This window comes from Paenibacillus uliginis N3/975, assembly GCF_900177425.1.
Lineage (GTDB): Bacteria > Bacillota > Bacilli > Paenibacillales > Paenibacillaceae > Paenibacillus_AQ > Paenibacillus_AQ uliginis.
Genome location: NZ_LT840184.1, coordinates 5639787 through 5660214 on the forward strand (window position 1 = coordinate 5639787; position 20428 = coordinate 5660214).

Below are 20428 nucleotides of genomic sequence, written 5' to 3' on the forward strand. Positions count from 1 at the left end.
GTTACTTTGTCCATCTATCTACTGTAAACGGGCGATCCGCAAGACAGCGATTGAATATGCTACTAAAAAAGAATATTAAGGGTAAGGATATCCCATCGGAAAAGTTCACGTCCACCTTTGTTCTCCCATGGCAACCTATGAAGTACATTCCAAAGCAAAGGTAGAACAACAGCAGCTGGAAAGGAGATATCCGTCCCACCAAGGAGAGAATAAGCATGCAAATGCAAAAAATATTTAATACTGAAGCGCCTAACCAATCTACACGCATCATTGAAGGCGAATGCTCGGGCATTTTAAACTGGAATGACATCCGGATGCCACATATGTACAAGCTGTACAAAGTGCTGCTGCTGAACCACTGGATCGCTGATGAAATTCCGATGTCCAAAGATGCACAGCAGTTCCCACGTCTGGATCCGGAAGAGCAACGTACATTCAAGATCAATATTTCCCTGCTTGCTGTATTGGATTCGATGCAGACGATGTTCGTCGGGGATGTGAAACGGTACTTCACGGACTCTTCCCTTGAAGCAATCTCGGCGATTATCGGTCAGCAAGAGGTTGTCCACAACCAATCCTACTCCTACGTTCTATCTTCTATCGTTTCTGAACAGGAGCAGAAAGAGATTTTCGAATACTGGAAGCACGATCCGGTTCTGTTAGACCGCAACCGGTTCATCGCTGACATCTATCAGTCTTTCCGTGACAACCCGTCACCACAGACGTTCTTCAAATCGATGGTGGCTGACCTGATTCTGGAAGGTATTTTCTTCTACAGCACGTTCGCCTTCTTCTACAACCTGGCACGTGACCAGAAAATGATGGCGACAAGCCAAATGATCTCCTACATTCAGCGTGATGAGAACCAGCACTGCTACTTCTTCGCCGAAGTGTTCAAACAGCTGCTGATAGATTTCCCTGAACTGAACTCTAAAGAGAACATCGACTACCTGTACCGCACGATTGACCGCGCCGTTGAGCTCGAAACAAACTGGGCTCATTACACACTAAGTGAAGTTCGCGGCATTGATCTGAACGAGCTGTCTGACTACATCAAATACATTGCTAACCGTCGCCTGAAAATGATGGGTCTTGAAAAAGCTTACGAAGGCGTGGATGTGAACTGCATGCCTTGGATCAAGCCTTTCTCCGACGAAGCATTGAACGCAACGAAAACTGACTTCTTCGAAGCTAAATCCCGCAACTACGGTAAAGTTGGCGACGACAACGGATTTGACGATCTGTAAAATCTATCTGTTCAATAAAAACCTCCGTATTTTTCTCATGGAAAAAGTACGGAGGTTTTCTATTCGTATAAGATTGCCTAAATCAACTATCTTCCTCGTTAATAATAGCTAACGTTTGATGATCTTCCCACTTTCCGTTAATTTTGACGTTCTTCCTGGCGATGCCCTCTTTATGAAATCCAGATTTTAAGAGTACATTGATTGAGCCTATGTTGTGAGGCATCACCCCGGCCTCAATTCTGTGAAAATTCAATTCCTGAAAGGCAAACTTCACGACCAGTTTGACCGCTTCAGTCATATATCCCTTTCCGTTATGCTCTTGATCCAGAAAATAACCGATCCAGCAGCTTTGCAAATCTCCCCGCACGACCTCGGACAGTATGACTTCACCAATTATTTGTTGTGTGTCTTTTAACACAATGACAAATACATATCCCTTATCCTCTCTACTCGACTCTACTGCCTCCCGGATTCGTACTAATTGCCCCTGATGCGTGTAAAAGATGTCTTCTCTCAACCCGGTGAACAACTGGAAAAAATCCCTGTTCTGTACCTCAAGCTTTAATAGTGATTCGACATGGAATTCCTCCACCGGTTTTACAACAATACGTGCTCCTTCTAATAACATTCTTGCATCTCCTCTTCCTGTAAAATAAAAAACACCACAGAAGTCCTGTGGTGTACATGTCGATCTATGTAACCACAGGTAGCGACCTGTGGTGTTTATTCCCACTGTATCCTTGTTTAGTTCAAGCTAACCGAAGGATAAAAGTCGCTGAGCATCCAATTTTGGACATACTTCTCCCGTGATTCGTTTGATCAAAGAAAACAGCAGTAGAGTATCCGATTCCTTTAGATAAAGACACCAGCGATCTTTTTTTCATCTGAATACTCTCTCCTCTCTCGTATATCCTTATTATAAAATCCCGCATCAATATTATTAAATCTCATAATTACAATTACTTTATGAATAACAGGATATAGCATTCCTGTAGATATATCAAATCTTATAAAATTACATTACCGTTCCCTTAGGCGCGTCCTTTGCCGGACGTTTACCCAACTTTAGATGCTTCAACTGTGCCACAATAATAATGCTGATCACAACGAGCAGGAACCACGAACTGATCTTGCCGATATGCACCAGACTCCAGACCTTTTCCTGACCTGGATACGTCCAGGCGCCAAGGAAAGTCGAAATATTCTCCGCGATCCAAATAAAGAACCCGATCAGCAGAAAAGACAGCGTCAACGGCATGCGGTAGGTTTTGCCCAGGACATCAAAATGCACTACAGTTCTTAAAAACACCAAAAAGAGTAGTAGAGTCAGCAACCATCGAGCATCCCATACGAAATGGTGAGTGAAGAAATTAGCATAGATTGCAGCACTTATCAATACGGTCAAGATCGGCAGCGGCCATCCCGTTATACGCAAGTTCGTCCGGCGCCATGCTTGACAAATATAGCTTGCAACGCTCGCGTACATAAAGCCGCTATAGAGAGGGACCCCGCCGATTTTGCTCCAGCCCTCTTCGGGATAAGACCATGACCCCATATGCACCTTGTACAGCTCCAGCATTAACCCAATCACATGGAATACGCAAATGACCTTCAGCTCATCGAACGTCTCCAGCTTGGCTGCCACCATCCCGACCTGTGCGAGCAGACAAATGATCAGAATGAGGTCATACCGATGAATACCCGGAACCTCCACCATTTTGGTCACACCGAGCGCAGCGAAAATAATGACCGGAAAAATACAAGACAGCGCCTGCTGAATGCCAAACGCCCACAGCTTGCGAATAAATGTCATACGTCCTCCTGTTATGCAAACTTAATATGTCCCAACGTACTATAAGCCGGACCGCTAAATAAAGTACAATCCAGTAACCATTGTAATCGATAGCAGCCGTAATTTAAAAGGCTCTTGCCAATGGATATGATTACCTACGCCCAAAATCCACTTGAAGCTGAAGCTCATACTTTGTGTTTTCTTGACAAGGCACCCTTACGTGTTACTCATCAGCAAGCAGTTCCCGCAGCATAATTTCGCGATTGTTAATAAACTCTTTCATAATAATAAAGTGGTCCGTCTCCTCCAGACTGCACTCTTCAATGCCGCCCTCGTTCAGCTTCAATATCCGCGCGTCTGGATATGCCATAAGAATAGGTGAATGGGTAGAGATAATGAACTGTGAGTTTTCTTGTACGAGATCATGAATGCGTGTCAGCAGCGCCATTTGACGGAATGGAGACAGCGCCGCTTCAGGCTCATCCATAATATACAGCCCATTCCCACTGAACCGGTGTAAAAAGGTTGCAAAAAAAGACTCGCCATGGGACTGCTGGTGCAGTGACTTCCCGCCATAGGATTGATACAGACCTGGGCATTCCCGTTCCAGTGAATCAATCTCGGAGGCAACATTATAATAGCTTTCCGCACGGAAAAAGAATCCGTCCCTCGGCTTTCTCACACCCCGTACCGCCCGAATATATTGGTACAACTCCGAATGTGTCTCTTCCGTGGCGAATGAGAAATTCATCGTTCCACCCTCCGGATTAAAGCCAAGAGCAGCCGCAATGGCCTCCAGCAGCGTAGATTTTCCCATGCCATTCTCCCCGACAATATAGGTTACCTTCGGGTGAAAATCCAGTTGATCGAGCGTCGATACCGCCGGCAGGTTAAACGGATACTTCTCAAAAGAGGGGATTCGATCTCTCAGCAAGGTTATAGCTCTTAAATATGCGTTTAGAGTGGATATTTCGATCTTTCCCACACCCTTTCCCGACCTTATTGAACCGCGTAAGTAAATGAGTAATATGCTTCATTCCATTATACCGGATAACGGCCTTAGCCCAAAAACGGCGGATTTCCCGTTTACATACCGGAAATCCGCCGCTGTTGTTCGTTATCTCTAATCATTCATTAGGAATTGGTATAATTCCTCGATCTTCTCATCGGTCAAAGCTCCACTATTATCGAACACCTTGATGGATGTTTTCGGAATATCCCAGTTCACATCCGGAACGAAGTCGACACGCTTCTTGAAATCATCCCAATGCTCCAGCTTCCACTGGTCACGCTCGGTTTGTCTGTCGATAATGCGCTCCTTTTGTAGCTCCATGTCCTGAAGTGCAACAACAATTACCTTCACATCGACCTCGTTCTTGGTCAGACCTGCTGCCGAGATAACCTCTTCAATCCATACCCGGTTTTTTAGTTCTGCCGTAAACGGAGAGATCATAAATACGTTCTGACCCGCATTCAGGTTCTCGATACAAATATCCTTCGTCGTGTCATACTCCAAATCACGCAGATTTTCTTTGTAAAATGCGGAATCCCGGTCATTCGGGTCCAGACCGTTAGCCTCCAGAAACTTTTCAACGAAACGTCCGCCTACGGTATCACGATCCAGAAATGCCGCAGGAATACGAACCGCAAGCTTTTTGGCTACGGTTGTTTTACCTGTTCCGGCCACACCAACAAAAAACACTAGCTTTTGCATATCGTACCTCCCTCCCCTATGAGAAAATCTGGTCTTCCTAACGGGTTAACTTGCAAATTTAATTGCGCTGCATTCTCAGGCGCGTTTCCTCTATCAATTCTTCAACAGCGGAATCCAGACGCTCCTGAAGCTCCTCAGCAATATCGAACCCGCCATCTTCCTTGCGATCCACTTGAGCATTGACAGCATACACGCCCCCCAAAATATGACGGGCACCAATCGAGGATAACACCGGCTTTAATGAATAGTCGATAGCCAGCAGATGAGCAAGACTCCCTCCAATGAACAGCGGCAAAATGATTTTGCCTGCCAAACCTTTTTCCGGAATCAAATCCAGGAACGTCTTGAGCACGCCTGTATACGAAGCCTTGTAAACCGGGCTCGCGATAATGACCACATCAGCTTCGGCTACAAGTCCGTTAGCCTTGACGATATGCTCGCTTCCAAACTTGGTATGAATTAAATCCTCTGGTGGCAATTGTGCCACATCAATCCGTGTTACTTCAAAATCAGCAGCAGCCAGACTCTGCTCCGCAAAATCCATAATGGCATTCAGACGGGAGCCTGCTGTAGGACTGCCGTTAATAATGACAGCTTTAGCCATTACCTATCCCCCCCTGTGTAAAAATATCGTGTCGCCCCTTACAGGCGTTCGGTAATATTGTTGTCCTTTATCAGGACCGGCCTTCCGGCCGGAATCCAGAAAAAAAGACTTCACAAGATTACTGTAAAGTCCTCCGGTGGTCCGGTCGTAACCTATATAAGACAAATTCATAGGGAATTCATCAGATTTAGTAACATGTTATCAATCCGTCGCTATATTTGTCAATCCTGTGAAGCCTTATGCCATGCGTCTTTTCCCCATTCCAGCACCCACCAGCCATACTGCAGTACGATCAGAAAGGCAATCACCGTCGAAGGAGCCGGACCGTTAATGCTCTGCGAGAAAGCAAGCAGACCCCCAAGCGCCGTATACAGCAGCACTCTGCAAGCATTCATAAGCAGGGAGTCCCTCTTCGGCAGCAGCAAGAGTAGTGACATCCTACGTGTTGCAAAATCATAAACGCACTTTTTATATATTAGCCAATGGAGACAGCCATGCAGTGCGAACAGAACCATGGGTTGGATAATTAAAAATACATACGGATGACCCAGCAGCTGGAAACGCTCCAGAAGCCAACCTTCTTGATGCTGGGGACCCCAAATGTCTAAGGTGCCTAACCAGTTCCATTGAAGACGCACGACAGCATAGATGGATAAAAGCGAAATAAAGAAGCTCCATAAGAAAACAAACTGTCTTTGTGTCATCTTTACACCCCTTTGATTAAGTACGTTTATACTTCATCACATGACCTATTCAGGAACTGAATTACTCTCCGCCAGCAGTGGGGAATACATCATCAGTGCGTGGTTTTCCGTAATCATCTCATCGCTGATGAAGTCACCATCCATGGTGTACACTTTCCAGCCGATCATGTTATTCCGTGCGTGTTTGGAAATATTTTACCATGCTTTTCATCTTGATAAAGAACATTTTTTTGTGATCAGATCCCTAATTCGTCAAAAATCATGACTTTACCGCACTTCTATCTGGGCATCTGCATAGAGATAAAGCATCCCTGTGAATTCCTCAGGGGAAATATCAAGGAGGAGTTGCCATGAGCAAGGTCTACCCGTACTTCGGGTTCAAAACCGTCTGTGAGGAGCAGCCCATCTCGTTCCCGCCGCAGCATCAGGATTGTCAGCCGGGACTAGAGAGCCTGATGGATCCCCGTCCGATCAGTGAGGACCCTGAATACCGGGGAAGCGGGAAGCTGGCAGGCAAAATTGCCATCATTACCGGCGGTGACAGTGGGATCGGCAAAGCGGCTGCCATTGCTTTTACCAAAGAAGGGGCCAATGTGGTCATTCCATACTTATATGAAACGAGCGACGCGGAGGAGACGAAGGAGCGTATAGAACAGCTTGGACGGCAATGTCTGCCGATCAAAATCGACCTCCGCTTTAAAGCCAACTGCTTCGCTGTGATGGAACAGACGATAGCGAGATTTGGAAGGCTTGATATACTCGTCAATAACCATGCCGTGCAATACGTCCAGCACAGCATACTGGACATCTCAGAACAGCAGCTCTATCACACGTACCACACGAATGTGTTTCCTTTCTTTTTCATGATACAGGCGGCTTTACCTCATCTGTCACGCGGAGATTCCATCATTAATACAGCATCTATTACCGCTTATCAAGGGGCCAAAGAACTCATCGATTACTCTTCGACCAAGGGTGCTATCGTCTCCCTCACCCGTTCCCTTGCCCTCTCTCTCGTTGACCAGGGCATTCGCGTGAACTGCGTAGCCCCAGGACCGGTATGGACACCGCTTATCCCATCCAGCTACTCCGCCGAGGAAGTATCGGTATTTGGTACGGATACGCCAATGAAGCGGGCCGCTCAGCCGTATGAACTTGCGCCTGCTTACGTATATCTGGCTTCGAATGACTCCTCCTTTGTAACAGGTGAGGCCATTCATGTAAACGGCGGAGATATGATCACCAGCTAAGTATTGAGGGTTATAAAATTGACATCACATGTCACTTCACAACAGAATATTGTCCTCCATACAAAGACATCAATTAATGAACCTCTATCGGCGTACCTCAAAGAGGACAGACCCCACTTAGCGGCAGTTTTTCTTGTGAGATAAAGATACATTTCACCCCGAAAGTTATGCTTTCTTAAATAAAGAAAAAAAGCCCGAATTTCTCCGGGCTGAACAACTTTCTGATTTTCTTATCTTTTAATGTCTCCACCATTTCCATAGCAAGGATGGTTCTTCTTTTACGGTGATCCGCTCGTCTTCGGCTGTATCGGAAATGTGCTTAAACCGTTTGCAGCCAAACTCCAGACGGTAATACTCGCCTTCGTGGTCTATATCCATACGGGTATGAATCCGACTGACCACATTTTGCATTTCCGAAAAACCTTCGAACATTTTGCTCGACCTCCCTGGATAATGACCGGCAGCCTTTGTCCTGCCGAGGAGTAAGCTCCCATTCATTTCAGGGGGCCGGCAAGATCTAAGCCGCAGGTGATTTAGTAATCTGAGTGAATTTTGTTTACGCTTTCATTTTAGCATATCCCCCCATTTTTGAGAATGTGATTTCATCGTTTTCGAGCTGCAAAGTCCTCCGTATGAGGACATTTCACAGAACTGAAACAATTGCCAATCCGGGCAATGCTTGGGGACATTCCTCTAAGCTATAACGTACTTTAACTTGGCTTCGAAACAAAATCCTTACAGGAGGTTAAGACTTATGAATTCCGGTAACAAGAGATTGACCGGGCGTATGGATATGGGATTTTATGCGCTGAATAAATTGGCCTGTGCTGGTGCCATTCTGTTACTTCTAACCATTATTTCCTGGCTGTGGCCTGCCAGTGCCGACAGTCCAGCATCTATCCTCGGGGTCTCCATCCCGCTGGAGCATTGGGTGTATGGCTATGCGTTAATCGCATCCCTGGCTGCCGATGCCATTATTTCTCTACTTCCGTCATTGAACAACGTGAAACAAGCCGCCCTATACGGAGCAGCCGGCTTCCTGTTCTTCGCTTTATTTACCGGAGGAGACACCGATACATTTTGGGTACGCGGGTTAGCCGGAGCCTTCATGCTCCTGATGTACTCATGGGGCAAGCAGACTTTCACAAGCCAATCGCTCACCACACCATTTTTTGCGCTTGTGGTCCCGCTCCTTTGCTGGTTTGTAATCTAGAAGCGCGATACGCGCGCAGCACCTAGCTCGTGGTGTGGTGTAGCGCGTTGCATGAAGTCTTCGATCTACGGTAAGGGAATCATAACCCAGTAGCGGCTTCCATGAACGGGCTTGCCCATGCGGAGAACGATAAATGAGTATCCCATGTCACCGTATTTGTGGCTTGGGCACACCCCCAGAACAGAATCCGCTGGTACAGCATATGGACCTTAAACCGCTTCTCAAAAACGTCCTGATCGCATGATTGTAGTCCCGCTTTATACGCTTGGAGGAACTGACGTGCCGTACCTTCCTTTCCGTTTTCCAGATACAAAGCTGTCATTTTGGGAAGATCTGCTATTCCGTCGCCAAAATATGAGGTCGTAAAATCAAACAGCCCGCTCACCTTCCACGAATCTGTCGACTGCTGCAAGAGTAGATTTCCGGGCTTGAAATCACCCATTACAAAGCAAGGGTACTTCAGATCATCAAAGGCTTCTTTCGATTCTTTCAGCAGCTCTTCCACCCATGCTGTGTCTTCAGCAATTATCTCGGAATAACGTTTGGCGTCATCCAGCCAGTACTTAATCGTATCAAACAGCCAGGTCGTGTATGAATCGTGGAAGGGTCGCACGTTCCCTGTAGCGGGATCAAATTCACCGGGTTGGTCCACCTTCCAGCGGTGGAGCTGGAGCAGCGTGTCGGCAAGTAGGACGGCTATGTCTGATTCATCTTGTGGGTTAAGTTCTGCTTCCAGTTCGGGAGAGAACAGATGACTTCCTGGCAGTCGCGGCATAAGCGAATAGCTCCACCCAAAAATATCATCGCCCTCATCCACAAGATACGGTGTGGGCACCGGGATGTCGGTATGCTGATCCAAATATTCGATGAAATATCGCTCCTCCAAAAACTGTCCGGCAAACACAGGATTGCCTTTAAGAACAAACTCACCAGCTGATGAAGACACAAGCAGGGTCTGTCCCATGGCCCCTTGATCCGTCCTACAGAAGGAAATCAGCCTCCCCAGATCAAACCGGTCCAGCACACTCTGCAGCTGTTCCCCGTTGACTTCACCTAACTTATTGGAAGAAAAGTATATTTGTGTAGTCAATAGAACCTCACTCCTGATCTGAAGATTATAAAGCTTACTAATTTCTATTATATATGTACCCTTTAAAGAGGACGAGCCCACGCAGTCCGCAACCTATGACAATTCACTCTTTATTGCTTTACAAAAAAAACGAAGAACGCCGCACCCAGGCCGGATATCGTATCCGTCTGAAGGTGCGGCGCTCTCTATTCTATACATTGTGCACATCAACTTCATAGGTCATGCGTGGTGCTGTAGACAGCGCATAAATCAATACGCCACTGTGAATCGGGTCCGTATAAATTGCGGATCGTCCAGCTCATCCAGCATCGCAACTGCATAATCTTCCGCTGAGATGCGGCTCGATCCGCTCTCATCCGTAATCAGCCGGTCCGTACCAATCCGGAACTGCCCGGTACGTCGGCCTGGCTCAATGATCGCCGCTGGACTTAAATAAGACCAGTCAAGATCACAGTCCTGATAAATGCCATAAGCGTCCGCATGGGCCTTCGCTAGAGTACGAACCTCCTCCGGAAATTCCGGTGTATCCATTAGTGCCTCTCCGCTATCCGTAATCAAACTACCGGCGCCGCCTACAATAAGTAGCCGCTGCACACCCCCGCGTCGTATTCCTTCAATCAGTGCCCGTGCCACTTCCAGCAGTTCTTCCTCTTCGCCGAATCTCGGTCCGTAAGCACTGATGACTGCATCATGTCCCTTAACGGCTTCAGCAATCGAAGAAGGATCAACGGCATCGGCCCGAACGATGTTCATTTTGTCTTTATGTTCACTGAGCTTATCCGGGTTTCGAACTACCGCAGTAACTTCATGGCCTCGCCGAATCGCCTCATTCGCAATCCGCATTCCAATCGTTCCTGCTGCTCCAACAACCGCTATTTTCATGTTTGTCCTGCCCCTTTCAACTATGATCATTTCATCGTCTTTTTCGGTTCAAACCTTGATATTTCACAAATTTTAGCAATAAAGCAACCAAAGACCTATATTAATATGCATTATTTTCACCGATAGTATAGATAGACATGCATAACTACGAAAAATATTTGCGCAAAAATCCCTCGCCCTTTGCGTTGGCCTTATGTTTTGTCGAATAATGATGAATCACATCTAACCATGTCCCTCCTGTCTCTATTTATCAAAACAATGTGTAAGGAGAACATTATTCATGAGAAATCAATCCAATCACCGATTCTACCTGTTGCTTGCCTGCTGTCTATTGTTCCTCGGCAGTCTGGCCCTCCCATCCAACAGAGCCCAGGCTCAGCCGAAACAAAAAGCAACCTGGTTTTGGGACACAGCTATGATCAAGGAATCATCCGAGGATATTCTGTCCTTCGCTTCCGCTAATGGCGTGAACACATTTTATCTGCAAATGAACCGTGATGTACGTCCAGAATACTACAAGAACTTTATCCGTCAAGCCACGGCAAGAGGCATTGAAGTCCACGTCCTTGGAGGCTCACCTAGCTGGTCGCTCGAGTCAGAACGCTACCGTCTGGAAATCTTTTTGGACTGGACCGCTGCTTATCAGGCATCCGCTGCCCCTGAGGAACGTTTTACCGGTGTACATATTGATATCGAGCCGCACGTGCTTGGTGAATGGAGTACAAACCGTTCTTCCCTGATCAAGCAGTGGCAGAGTAATGTTCGCTTTCTGGCCGACGGAGTACGTTCCCTGAACCTTCCGATTACGGCTGATATTCCATTCTGGCTGTATACTTACAATCTGCCAGATGACTCCATGTCGATGAGCCGCTGGATCATTTCCAAAGTAGATGCTGTCGTCGTAATGGCTTACCGTGACCAGGCCACCAACATATATAATCTGGCCATTCCGGAAATGGATGAAGCTACTGAACTTGGCAAAAAAGCAATCATTGCTGTCGAAACGAAATCAGGCGGTGAAGGAAATTTCATCACGTTCTATGAAGAAGGCTCCTCCATCATGAATGAACAGCTGCAACAGGTGGATGCCATGGCAGCTCAGCACGCGTCTTATGACGGTCTTGCCATTCACGAGTACAGAGCTTGGAAGGATCTAGTTGACCGGGGGAATTAAGCATGTATTTCACCTCACAATTCCTTGAAACATCAAACGTTTCACACATAAAAGGCCGCCGGTAACGGCAGCCTTTACTCTTGTTCGCTCTTACGTCACAAACACTCCAATCGAACATCCCCGCTCCAACTGATCATGCTGCCAATAGAAGTAAGAGTACATAACCGAGTGTCAGTTTCGCACGCTTTATGGGACCTTTTTCTATGGGTATATGTGTATTCATACGAATTCCCTCCTTGATTCCGAGTGAAATTTCATACGCACGTGATCCTGTATATTTCAGTATATTCCCCGCATCAATTTTGACCACAACTAAATTTGTTTCCTAAGAGCAAAAAAATAGCAGCAAGGAAGAAACAAAACCAAACTTGCCAATTCCCCTAAGGCATTGAATATGGTGCTTTTTACACAGACAGCCGTCTTCTTCTTGCAGTGCCTGTGATATGTCTTTTCCGTGAAAAAACGAACCTTGTCTCTTCTATAAAAGAGTACAGCTTGTCTTGAAATCCCATCCTTCTTGTGCAATAGTGAAAGAAGAAAATTGAAGGAGGGGTCGGCTTGTCCCTTGCTGAATGGATTGATGGTTTTTTCGGCTCGATGGAAGGTCTGCTGGCAGTGCTGTTGTCAGCGGCCGTATTCCTGGGCATATACATATATAGTGCTACCCGACTTCAGGCCGCCCGAACGGAGACGCTGGAACGCATAAGGCAGTCCTTGACACTTTACACACAGCTGGCCGGACCGCTCACCGCCGTTATCGAACATCCTGACGAGGCAGACCTGCCTGATGAGCAGCTCGTGGGACTCTTGCAGGAATGTAAAGCGGCAGATCGGCTGACGATGGATCTGCTGGAGCAGATCGACAACTATCTGCGCGACCGTGACGATTCAAGGCTGCCGCAGTTGAGCAGAACCTTGGAACGTGAGATGAATGGGCTCGTTCGGGAACGCGGCGAACTTCTTCGCCGCATAGAAACTCCTGGTTGGGGAAGCGGTCTGTGGCTGCTGCTGAAGCCAGCTGTACCTGGCGTAGCTTTTGCTGCTGCTGTGTTCTGGACCTTTGAGCTCATCTCTGAGCTGCAGTATCCAGAGGCATGGACGGCCCCCGAGGTATGGTGCCTGTGGCTCTCCTGGATGATTGCTACTGTTTCCTTTTATCGACTGCTGATGGACTCCAGACGCCGTTCGCTCGGCGTGATCTTCTATGGGCTTCATTTTCTGATTGCTGCAACCGCTCTGCCGAACCTGGTCTGGCCCGAAGCTTCCCCTTATGTGCTGGCCACACAGCTGATGCTGTACCTGACAGGATTCTGGTTCACGTCTACCCGCTCCAGAAAAGAACGGCCTTATGCGGGCCATCCGGAACTGCTGGAGATGTACTCACAGCATCCCGGGGCTGCGTCAGAGGACGACATCCAATCAGCTAAATGTCCCTCCCCCCTGCCTCCCCGCGATGGCAGCACAGGCAGCAAGCATCGTTCTCTTAAATAAATATCCACATAAAGGCGTCCTAGGGTCAATATCGACCAACAGGACGTCTTTTTAATGTTGAATAATCCTGTCAATCCTCCATGAAAGACAATTACCCCTTCATTCTCATCTCGACAAATAACTTTACTTGTGTTAATTTATTTACACAAGTAAATATTCAATGGAACAATCTCACTCATTCCGCATTATCAGAGAAAGGAGACATTCATGAACCAACCTCATATTCCCTTACGGGAACTCAAAAAAGCCAAAACAAGAATAGCCTTGTACGAGGCCGCGATGTCACTGATCGGAGACCGCGTGTTCCGTGAAGTCATGCTGGACGACATTTGCCGGATGGCAGAGGTATCACGGGTAACCTACTTCAACCTGTTCCGCAAAAAAGAAGATCTGCTTCTGTATTTCATGCGAATCTGGCTGACGGGCAGGATCATCGACATCCAAGAGCAGCAACTTCGCGGTTTTGAAGCAGTTCGGCATCTATATCGCCATATTGCAGAACAGTCACGGGAAAAAGCCGGAATTATGCCAAGCCTGATTGCCTTTTTGTCGGAAATGAAAATGCATCCGTGTATGCCGGAACTCAGTCAAGCTGAAGTTCAGCTTCTGTTTCCCGGTCATGAGGAGCTTGGCGCCGAATCTCCCGATATGTTTGCTCTATTTGAACGTTGTATGTCAGAGGCCGCTCAAGATGGCACACTAAAACCCGGGGTTCCCATACCGGAAGCTATACAGTTTCTGTTTATGGTGTTTTATGGCGCTTTTCTTACTTCACAGCTCTACGCTTCGGATGATATTGGATTCTTTTATGAAGCCCAGCTTAAATTGATTGAGAATTAGAGATTTAGGGAGGAGTTAATATGGGTAAAGTGATACCAGGCCGCTATACGGCCCAGATGGATGGTTCGTTTGTTGTGTTTATTATCGGAATGCGGGTCAACCGCCTGTGGGCAATCCACAAATGGCTGCCGGTCTTTCGGGCTATGGGGCCCATGATGCGAGAGCTTTATACGAATCGGGAGATTGGTTTTCTGGATGGGAGCGTACATTTATCTTGGCGCGGCGTAAGCCTCATCCAATATTGGAGATCCTTCGAGGAGCTCGAACATTATGCGCGACATGGAGACAATCATCTTAAAGCTTGGAAAAATTTCAACCGCAGCATTGGAACAGACGGCACCGTCGGTATTTATCATGAAACGTATATGGTGCAGCAGGGTCAACACGAGTCTGTATATAACAACATGCCGATATTCGGACTAGCTAAAGCAGGCCATCACATTCCGGCAACTGGAAGAAAAGAAACGGCGAGCCGCAGACTCGGCCGGGATAGCGAACCTGCTGTACCCACTCCGCCGAATCCTCTACAGCGCGGATGATGTGCAGGATATCAAGAGCCATATGAAAAAAGCACTTCCGGATAAAGATTTCCGAAAGTGCTTTTTATGCGGCCCGGCTCTACTTCGTACCCGAACGAGGTGTTTGCTGCCTGGCTGAAATCCGGCTGGACTTTTCCGGTGGGACGGCGCCAGAGGACGTATTCCCAAAACGCTTGCGCTCCGTGCGTTCCATCTGAACGATCTGTCCCTCATGCACAACGATATGCAGCGAACCGAACTCCATATCGTCCAGAAGGCCTGCAATACGTTCCAGCCACGTTTCATCCACTTTTAAAGGTTTCGCCATGGATACCGCCTCCTTTACCCGGGTCATAAGCCCTTTTATGATACCGCTGCGCTTAACAATAATAATCCCCATCAAGAAATCCGGAAGCATCCGGATTCAAAAAACATCCTTATCCAACCTGTATAGTATGAATTAAACTTAGCATGGTCTGGAAACCTATGTCAATGGGCACTTTTTCGTGATAACCAATTTTTGAGCAGCAATGTAATGAGAGCCAGAAGCAGAAGCAGAGACGCTACCGCGAAGGATACCGAGAATTGGTATTCGTTATACAATATTTCTACATGAAGCGGCAATGTATTCGTCTCCCCCCGGATGTGACCGGATACGACAGATACCGCACCGAATTCTCCCATAGCTCTCGCGTTACACAGGATGATACCATACAGAAGTCCCCACTTGATGTTCGGCAACGTAACCCGCCAGAATATGTGCCAACCGCCTGCTCCAAGGGTTACCGCTGCCTCCTCCTCCTTCGTCCCCTGATCCTCCATTAACGGAATCAGTTCCTTCGCAACGAACGGAAAGGTAACAAACAGGGTGGCGAGGACGATGCCCGGTAGGGCGAATATAATCTTGATGTCATGCCCATCCAGCCATGGTCCGAGCCATCCCTGCCGTCCAAAAACCAGAACAAAGATTAATCCGCCTATCACGGGAGAGACAGCAAAAGGCAGATCAATCAGTGTAATCAGCAATCCTTTTCCTTTAAAGCTGAATTTCGTTATACTCCAAGCTGCAATGACGCCGAATATCGTATTCAGCGGAACGGTGATGACTGCCACGAGCAGCGTCAGCCGTAGCGCCGACAACGCATCGGGATCGGACAGTGCCGCGGTGTAAACGTCCCAACCCTTTTTCAGCGCCTCGGTTAGTACGGTCAAAAGCGGCAACACGATCAGCCACAGCAGCACCATACCCGCCGCACTGATCAAGGTCCATTTCACCCACACTTTCTCCGCTGATGCCGGAGAGGAAGGGACGCTGCCGGGTATTCCCCGTGCCATCGGTACGGTTCCTGCCATGATAAAATCCTCCTTGTTCTCCGTTTAGCGAGCGGTCTTCCGCGTCCAATGCTGTAATAGATTAATGCCCAGAAGCATCAGGAAAGAGATGAGTAAGAGTAGCAGCGCCACAGCCGTGGCTCCGGCATAGTCAAACTGCTCTAGCTTCGACATAATGAGCAGCGGGGCGATCTCGGTCTTCATCGGCATATTACCGGAGATAAACACCACCGAGCCGTACTCTCCAATGCCCCGCGCGAAGGCCAATGCAAATCCCGTCAAGAGCGGTGGAATGAGCGCAGGAAAGATTACTGTGCGGAATGTCCGCCAACGTCCCGCCCCGAGCGTAGCCGCCGCTTCCTCGGCATCCCGCTCTGCATCCTGCAGAACCGGTTGAACAGTCCTTACCACGAACGGGATACCAATGAACATCAGCGCCAGTGTAATGCCAAGCGGCGTGAAGGCCACCTTGATTCCGAGCGGCTCGAGAAGAGATCCGATCCAACCGTTTGCGGAATATATGGCTGTAAGCGCAACTCCCGCCACAGCGGTCGGGAGGGCAAACGGGAGGTCAATCAGTGCATCCCAGAGCTGCTTACCGGGGAACTCATACCGCACAAGTACCCAGGCCAGCAGCAATCCGAGTATCGTATCGATCAAGGCAGCCAGCGCTGCCGTTCCAAGACTGACCTTATAAGATGCCAGTACACGTGGATCGGCCGCAATTTCCCAGAACTTGCCCCAGGTGAGTCCTGTATGGTTCAGCAGCAGAGCAGATAGCGGCACCAATACAACCAGACTCATGTAAAACACAGTGAATCCCATTCCGATTCCAAAGCCAGGAAGCACTCGGCGCCTGCCTCTGCTCTTTGCCTGAAGTATAGCCATCATTCCTCATCCTTTCCCACCTTCAGCCTAATGGGCTGATCAGCTGCCAGGCACGTAAATCTTGTCGAATATGCCCCCGTCATTAAAATGCTTAACTTGCGTCTCTTCCCAAGTTCCGAATATATCCTTCAGTGTAAATAGCTCGATCGCCGGGAATTTATCTTTAAATTTCTCACTTACACTGTCCAGCGTTGGACGGTAGTAGTTCTCCGCGGCAATTTGCTGCCCTTCCTCACTGTACAAATATTTCAGATAGGCTTCTGCCACCTTTCGCGTCCCGTGTTTGTCAGCAATCTTGTCTACCACAGCAACCGGTGGCTCAGCCAGGATACTCACTGACGGATTTACAATTTCAAATTTATCCGGGCCAAGCTCGTTGATCGATAAATAGGCTTCATTCTCCCAAGCCAGCAGCACATCTCCGATTTGCCGTTCAACGAACGTCGTTGTTGCCCCACGGGCTCCGCTGTCGAGCACCGGCACATGGGTGAACAGTTCTTTTACATATTCCTGAGCCTTCGCTTCATCGTTGTTGTTGGCCTTCAATGCATATCCCCATGCCGCCAGGTAATTCCACCGCGCACCGCCCGATGTTTTCGGATTCGGTGTGATAACCTCCACGCCTTCCTTGATCAGATCCGGCCAGTCCTTAATACCCTTCGGATTGCCTTTACGTACAAGGAACACAATGGTCGATGTGTACGGCGCACTGTTATGCTCGAACTTCCCTTCCCAGCCATCCTGGATCAGCCCGGCTTGACGGATTGCATCAATATCATATCCGAGTGCCAGCGTGACCACGTCCGCTTCTAAGCCGTCAATAACGGATCGGCTTTGTTTGCCAGAGCCCCCATGCGATTGTTTGAATGTGACCTTCTGTCCTTTCTCCTTCTCCCAATAAGCTGCAAATGCTTTGTTATAGCTCTCGTACAATTCACGGGTCGGATCATAGGATACGTTCAAGAGCTCCACACTTTTGGCTTCTGCTCCGCCCGTCTCCTCCTTTCCTTTAGCCGAAACGCTCGGGTCAGTTTTATCCGTTGCGCAAGCTGCCAGTGCCGCTGCCATCATGACTGCCAGACCTACCAAAACTCCTCGTTTTAACACCTTTTTCATATGGAATCACTTCCCCTATTTTTCTTTAGACGGATTGCCAAGCTATCACACTTCATTTGACAATCCGTCTTTACTAAACAGGAATACAAAAAGAACGGAGGACCCCCATAAGGATGTGGTCAAATCGGCCGTAGGCCGTATCTGCTTCATCCTTGTGGGTGTTCCTCCGTTCATACGGTGAGAACAATTTATATAATTCCTACCTGTTTAGTGTGTTATAGGTAATTGTAATGACTCCACTGCAACCTGTCAAACCTTTTTTCACAACATCATACAGAAGCTACAATCTGATAAAGTTCTTCCGGTTCATGGATCAGGTATGTAGGTTTTCCCTGAATCAGCAACTCCTCGGCGTCATATCCCCACGTAACCATGGCGCAAGCAATACCCGTGTTCTGGCAGGCCTCCGCATCCCGAAGCTCATCTCCAATGTAGAGTACCTCATCCTTCGAGATTCCCCGCTCCTTCAATAGCTTCCGGAGTGCCTTCTCCTTACCGAATATATTGCTCGCCGTGTATACGAAATCAAACATCTGACTGTCATGAATGCCAAGAAACTTCTGAATGTTATCCTCACTGTTGGACGACAGAATCCCCATCGTCATCCCTTGTGACTTCACCCTGGAGAGGACATCACGTATGCCCGGCACAATGTCCAGATCAATCACATCGTCCTTATATTTCTTCTTCACGTCGGCCACAAGCATCGGCAGCTTGTAGATCGGACATTTCATCACCTTTAGCCGCTCTCGTATCGAGAGGGAAGCCAGGTGTTCAATATCCTCATCTTTAATCTTCTCATAACCGTATTTATCCGCCAGATCGTTCATCAGCTTCACAACCAAGTATTTACTCTGGACGAGCGTTCCGTTGAAATCAAAAATGAGCACCTTGTACACGTCGTTCCTCCTTTATGCCACATATCTTATATAAGATTTTCTACATGGCAAGGAAGATTCCTGTTAAACGACATCCACGTTTTCCACATTTCTAAAGGACATATAAGCGATTAACAGACCAATGATTCCAAGGGTAATCGGAATAACGATAAAAGAGCTGATGTAAAAACCACCGTTATTGTTGAGGAGCGTAATGAGAATAAAGGAAGAAACAATCGTTGCCGCTACCGATTTCTTACGCATTCCGAAATACAGAGGTATCATGCTAATCCCAGCTGCAGACAACCCCTGGATCAACATTTGGATTCCTTCATTTATGAGCAACTCCATAGAAGGAGTCCCAGGAATGATGTGAAGAACAGAATTCAATGCGATAAAGACGGCAATCACCGTTACATTCGAGATCAAGATCGTAATGAAAGTAATCCCCATAATCAGCAAGAGTTTAGCCGCAATCAACTTCTTACGCGGCACCGGATACGTAAACATAATCGAAATCGTCTTGTTGTTGTATTCATTAATAATGAGCTTACCGATCAGGACCGCTGCAAAAATAACAAACACCACTCTCACCATAACGCTCATCGCCGTAAACATTTCATCAAATGTAGAAAAGGCTTCTTTAAGATCCTGTTCTTCAACATAAGATATAAGTCCTATAAGCACAATGATCAAGAAACTTGCGATTAGAGCGCCCTTCCAGTACCATCCCATCTTGTGCTTTTTCAGTTCCAACTTCATCAACTTAAGCATATTTCTCTCCTCCACCCGTCTGATCGATGAAATATTCCTCGAGCGAAGTACGCTTATGATGAATAGACTCAATGGTCACATCGTTCAGAATAAGCGTCTTCGATATTTCAGGCTGCGAAACATCCGATTGGTAAATACGGATCGTATCATCTCCGATGACTTTGAAATTGTGGATATTCAGGCTGTTTTCCAGAACAAATACCGCTTTTCGGCAGTCTGGTGTAACGATTTCGATAAAGCCCAAATTGCGCGTTTTCAAATCGTTCATCGAGGCTTCCTCTTTAAGGACACCGTTCTGGATAATGCCAATCGTATCGGCAACCTGCTCAATTTCGCTGAGCAGATGGCTTGAAATAAACAGGGTCATATTATACTCCTTGCTAAGCATATGAAACAGATCCCTAAAATCCTTGATGCCTGCCGGATCGAGGCCGTTGATAGGCTCATCCAGAATGAGCAGTTCAGGCTTCGTTACGAGGGCTCTGGCCATGCCGAGTCTTTGCTTCATGCCGAGGGAGAATTCCGCGACAGCCTTCTTGTCCGCTCCGGTAAGCTTCACCAGCTCTAGTGCATCACTGATCGCCTTTTTGTTATACAAGCCCATGTACTCACAGTGTATCTCCAGGTTTTCTTTTGCCGTCAGCTTATCGTAAAAAATAGGGTATTCGATAATGCTCCCTATGCGCTTGAACATTTCAACGGAGGAAGGTTTCAGCATCTCTCCAAACAGCTCAATTTCACCACTCGTCGGCTTCACAAGATTCAATATCATTCGCATGACCGTTGTCTTACCTGCACCGTTCGGTCCAAGAAATCCGTAAATTTGTCCTTGGGAAATGTTCATGCTGACATCCGATACCACTTCTTTACCGTTGAATACTTTAGTTAAATTGCGGGTACTGATTATATAACTCATAATGA

The 20428-nt window shown here is 47.4% G+C and carries 23 protein-coding genes and 1 pseudogene; 7 read left to right on the top strand and 17 right to left on the bottom strand.

Going from position 1 to position 20428, the window contains the following annotated elements:
• Nucleotides 1-215: 215 nt before the first annotated feature.
• On the top strand, nt 216-1247 hold the full coding sequence (locus B9N86_RS26300; RefSeq protein WP_208916017.1) for a ribonucleotide-diphosphate reductase subunit beta: 1032 nt from the start codon (nt 216-218) through the stop codon (nt 1245-1247).
• Between the two features lie 88 nt (nt 1248-1335).
• Here B9N86_RS26300 and B9N86_RS26305 read toward each other — a convergent pair.
• From B9N86_RS26305 to B9N86_RS30725, 7 genes and pseudogenes are all read right to left on the bottom strand, one after another.
• A pseudogene (locus tag B9N86_RS26305) lies at nt 1336-1875 on the bottom strand (GNAT family N-acetyltransferase); the annotation flags it as partial.
• Nucleotides 1876-2262: 387 nt separating this feature from the next.
• Nucleotides 2263-3060, bottom strand: a complete 798-nt coding sequence (locus B9N86_RS26315) for a DUF817 domain-containing protein (protein WP_208916019.1) — start codon at nt 3058-3060, stop codon at nt 2263-2265.
• Between the two features lie 202 nt (nt 3061-3262).
• Nucleotides 3263-3973 carry an AAA family ATPase gene (locus tag B9N86_RS26320; RefSeq protein ID WP_425298555.1) on the bottom strand — a complete coding sequence of 237 codons (711 nt, stop codon included), beginning with the start codon at nt 3971-3973 and terminating at the stop codon, nt 3263-3265.
• Between the two features lie 189 nt (nt 3974-4162).
• Nucleotides 4163-4753, bottom strand: coding sequence for a P-loop nucleotide/nucleoside kinase family protein (locus B9N86_RS26325; RefSeq protein ID WP_208916020.1), 591 nt, complete (start codon nt 4751-4753; stop codon nt 4163-4165).
• 58 nt (nt 4754-4811) lie between these two features.
• On the bottom strand, nt 4812-5357 hold the full coding sequence (gene ssuE, locus B9N86_RS26330) for an NADPH-dependent FMN reductase (protein ID WP_208916021.1): 546 nt from the start codon (nt 5355-5357) through the stop codon (nt 4812-4814).
• A 221-nt stretch (nt 5358-5578) separates the two neighbouring features.
• Nucleotides 5579-6061, bottom strand: a complete 483-nt coding sequence (locus tag B9N86_RS26335) for a hypothetical protein (protein ID WP_208916022.1) — start codon at nt 6059-6061, stop codon at nt 5579-5581.
• Between the two features lie 45 nt (nt 6062-6106).
• The gene (locus B9N86_RS30725) at nt 6107-6229 is read right to left on the bottom strand and encodes a hypothetical protein (protein ID WP_280174959.1); all 123 of its coding nucleotides are present in this window, start codon (nt 6227-6229) and stop codon (nt 6107-6109) included.
• Nucleotides 6230-6411: 182 nt separating this feature from the next.
• On the opposite strand from B9N86_RS30725, the gene B9N86_RS26340 reads away from it, so the two are divergent.
• The gene (locus B9N86_RS26340; RefSeq protein WP_208916023.1) at nt 6412-7311 is read left to right on the top strand and encodes an SDR family oxidoreductase; all 900 of its coding nucleotides are present in this window, start codon (nt 6412-6414) and stop codon (nt 7309-7311) included.
• Nucleotides 7312-7548: 237 nt separating this feature from the next.
• Here B9N86_RS26340 and B9N86_RS26345 read toward each other — a convergent pair whose 3' ends face one another.
• Entirely contained in the window at nt 7549-7743 is a 195-nt protein-coding gene (locus B9N86_RS26345) for a hypothetical protein (protein WP_208916024.1), read from the bottom strand.
• Between the two features lie 322 nt (nt 7744-8065).
• Between B9N86_RS26345 and B9N86_RS26350 the strand changes: the two genes are divergently transcribed.
• The gene (locus B9N86_RS26350; protein WP_208916025.1) at nt 8066-8524 is read left to right on the top strand and encodes a hypothetical protein; all 459 of its coding nucleotides are present in this window, start codon (nt 8066-8068) and stop codon (nt 8522-8524) included.
• A gap of 79 nt (nt 8525-8603) precedes the next feature.
• On the opposite strand, the gene B9N86_RS26355 is transcribed toward B9N86_RS26350, so the two are convergent.
• The gene (locus B9N86_RS26355; RefSeq protein WP_208916026.1) at nt 8604-9614 is read right to left on the bottom strand and encodes a phosphotransferase family protein; all 1011 of its coding nucleotides are present in this window, start codon (nt 9612-9614) and stop codon (nt 8604-8606) included.
• Nucleotides 9615-9863: 249 nt separating this feature from the next.
• Nucleotides 9864-10496 (bottom strand): NAD(P)-dependent oxidoreductase, encoded by a 633-nt coding sequence (locus B9N86_RS26360; RefSeq protein WP_208916027.1) that lies wholly within the window; start codon nt 10494-10496, stop codon nt 9864-9866.
• A 280-nt stretch (nt 10497-10776) separates the two neighbouring features.
• On the opposite strand from B9N86_RS26360, the gene B9N86_RS26365 reads away from it, so the two are divergent.
• From B9N86_RS26365 to B9N86_RS26380, 4 genes are all read left to right on the top strand, one after another.
• Nucleotides 10777-11670 carry a hypothetical protein gene (locus tag B9N86_RS26365; protein WP_208916028.1) on the top strand — a complete coding sequence of 298 codons (894 nt, stop codon included), beginning with the start codon at nt 10777-10779 and terminating at the stop codon, nt 11668-11670.
• A 558-nt stretch (nt 11671-12228) separates the two neighbouring features.
• Nucleotides 12229-13161 (top strand): hypothetical protein, encoded by a 933-nt coding sequence (locus B9N86_RS26370; RefSeq protein WP_208916029.1) that lies wholly within the window; start codon nt 12229-12231, stop codon nt 13159-13161.
• Between the two features lie 207 nt (nt 13162-13368).
• Nucleotides 13369-14001, top strand: a complete 633-nt coding sequence (locus B9N86_RS26375) for a TetR/AcrR family transcriptional regulator (protein WP_208916030.1) — start codon at nt 13369-13371, stop codon at nt 13999-14001.
• A gap of 20 nt (nt 14002-14021) precedes the next feature.
• Nucleotides 14022-14540 (top strand): DUF4188 domain-containing protein, encoded by a 519-nt coding sequence (locus B9N86_RS26380; RefSeq protein WP_208916031.1) that lies wholly within the window; start codon nt 14022-14024, stop codon nt 14538-14540.
• Between the two features lie 79 nt (nt 14541-14619).
• On the opposite strand, the gene B9N86_RS26385 is transcribed toward B9N86_RS26380, so the two are convergent.
• The 7 genes from B9N86_RS26385 to B9N86_RS26415 form a co-directional block, all read right to left on the bottom strand.
• Entirely contained in the window at nt 14620-14847 is a 228-nt protein-coding gene (locus tag B9N86_RS26385) for a YezD family protein (RefSeq protein WP_208920799.1), read from the bottom strand.
• 161 nt (nt 14848-15008) lie between these two features.
• Nucleotides 15009-15872, bottom strand: coding sequence for a sulfate ABC transporter permease subunit CysW (gene cysW / locus B9N86_RS26390; RefSeq protein ID WP_208916032.1), 864 nt, complete (start codon nt 15870-15872; stop codon nt 15009-15011).
• A gap of 24 nt (nt 15873-15896) precedes the next feature.
• Nucleotides 15897-16739, bottom strand: a complete 843-nt coding sequence (cysT, locus tag B9N86_RS26395; protein ID WP_208920801.1) for a sulfate ABC transporter permease subunit CysT — start codon at nt 16737-16739, stop codon at nt 15897-15899.
• A 39-nt stretch (nt 16740-16778) separates the two neighbouring features.
• Entirely contained in the window at nt 16779-17855 is a 1077-nt protein-coding gene (locus B9N86_RS26400) for a sulfate ABC transporter substrate-binding protein (RefSeq protein WP_208916033.1), read from the bottom strand.
• Between the two features lie 269 nt (nt 17856-18124).
• Complete coding sequence (locus B9N86_RS26405) at nt 18125-18754, bottom strand: HAD-IA family hydrolase (protein WP_208916034.1); 630 nt, start codon at nt 18752-18754, stop codon at nt 18125-18127.
• Between the two features lie 63 nt (nt 18755-18817).
• Nucleotides 18818-19507 carry an ABC transporter permease gene (locus B9N86_RS26410; RefSeq protein ID WP_208916035.1) on the bottom strand — a complete coding sequence of 230 codons (690 nt, stop codon included), beginning with the start codon at nt 19505-19507 and terminating at the stop codon, nt 18818-18820.
• Complete coding sequence (locus B9N86_RS26415; RefSeq protein ID WP_208916036.1) at nt 19500-20423, bottom strand: ABC transporter ATP-binding protein; 924 nt, start codon at nt 20421-20423, stop codon at nt 19500-19502. Before B9N86_RS26415 ends, B9N86_RS26410 begins: the two co-directional genes overlap by 8 nt.
• Nucleotides 20424-20428: the final 5 nt, after the last annotated feature.

Coding starts and splice junctions, on each gene's coding strand:
- B9N86_RS26375 (WP_208916030.1), top strand. CDS start 13,369: ATGAACCAACCTCATATTCCCTTACGGGAACTCAAAAAAGCCAAAACA.
- B9N86_RS26360 (WP_208916027.1), bottom strand. CDS start 10,496: ATGAAAATAGCGGTTGTTGGAGCAGCAGGAACGATTGGAATGCGGATT.
- cysT (WP_208920801.1), bottom strand. CDS start 16,739: ATGGCTATACTTCAGGCAAAGAGCAGAGGCAGGCGCCGAGTGCTTCCT.
- B9N86_RS26400 (WP_208916033.1), bottom strand. CDS start 17,855: ATGAAAAAGGTGTTAAAACGAGGAGTTTTGGTAGGTCTGGCAGTCATG.
- B9N86_RS26410 (WP_208916035.1), bottom strand. CDS start 19,507: ATGCTTAAGTTGATGAAGTTGGAACTGAAAAAGCACAAGATGGGATGG.
- cysW (WP_208916032.1), bottom strand. CDS start 15,872: ATGGCAGGAACCGTACCGATGGCACGGGGAATACCCGGCAGCGTCCCT.
- B9N86_RS26340 (WP_208916023.1), top strand. CDS start 6,412: ATGAGCAAGGTCTACCCGTACTTCGGGTTCAAAACCGTCTGTGAGGAG.
- B9N86_RS26365 (WP_208916028.1), top strand. CDS start 10,777: ATGAGAAATCAATCCAATCACCGATTCTACCTGTTGCTTGCCTGCTGT.
- B9N86_RS26325 (WP_208916020.1), bottom strand. CDS start 4,753: ATGCAAAAGCTAGTGTTTTTTGTTGGTGTGGCCGGAACAGGTAAAACA.
- B9N86_RS26345 (WP_208916024.1), bottom strand. CDS start 7,743: ATGTTCGAAGGTTTTTCGGAAATGCAAAATGTGGTCAGTCGGATTCAT.
- B9N86_RS26380 (WP_208916031.1), top strand. CDS start 14,022: ATGGGTAAAGTGATACCAGGCCGCTATACGGCCCAGATGGATGGTTCG.
- ssuE (WP_208916021.1), bottom strand. CDS start 5,357: ATGGCTAAAGCTGTCATTATTAACGGCAGTCCTACAGCAGGCTCCCGT.
- B9N86_RS26315 (WP_208916019.1), bottom strand. CDS start 3,060: ATGACATTTATTCGCAAGCTGTGGGCGTTTGGCATTCAGCAGGCGCTG.
- B9N86_RS26385 (WP_208920799.1), bottom strand. CDS start 14,847: ATGGCGAAACCTTTAAAAGTGGATGAAACGTGGCTGGAACGTATTGCA.
- B9N86_RS26350 (WP_208916025.1), top strand. CDS start 8,066: ATGAATTCCGGTAACAAGAGATTGACCGGGCGTATGGATATGGGATTT.
- B9N86_RS30725 (WP_280174959.1), bottom strand. CDS start 6,229: ATGATCGGCTGGAAAGTGTACACCATGGATGGTGACTTCATCAGCGAT.
- B9N86_RS26300 (WP_208916017.1), top strand. CDS start 216: ATGCAAATGCAAAAAATATTTAATACTGAAGCGCCTAACCAATCTACA.
- B9N86_RS26335 (WP_208916022.1), bottom strand. CDS start 6,061: ATGACACAAAGACAGTTTGTTTTCTTATGGAGCTTCTTTATTTCGCTT.
- B9N86_RS26415 (WP_208916036.1), bottom strand. CDS start 20,423: ATGAGTTATATAATCAGTACCCGCAATTTAACTAAAGTATTCAACGGT.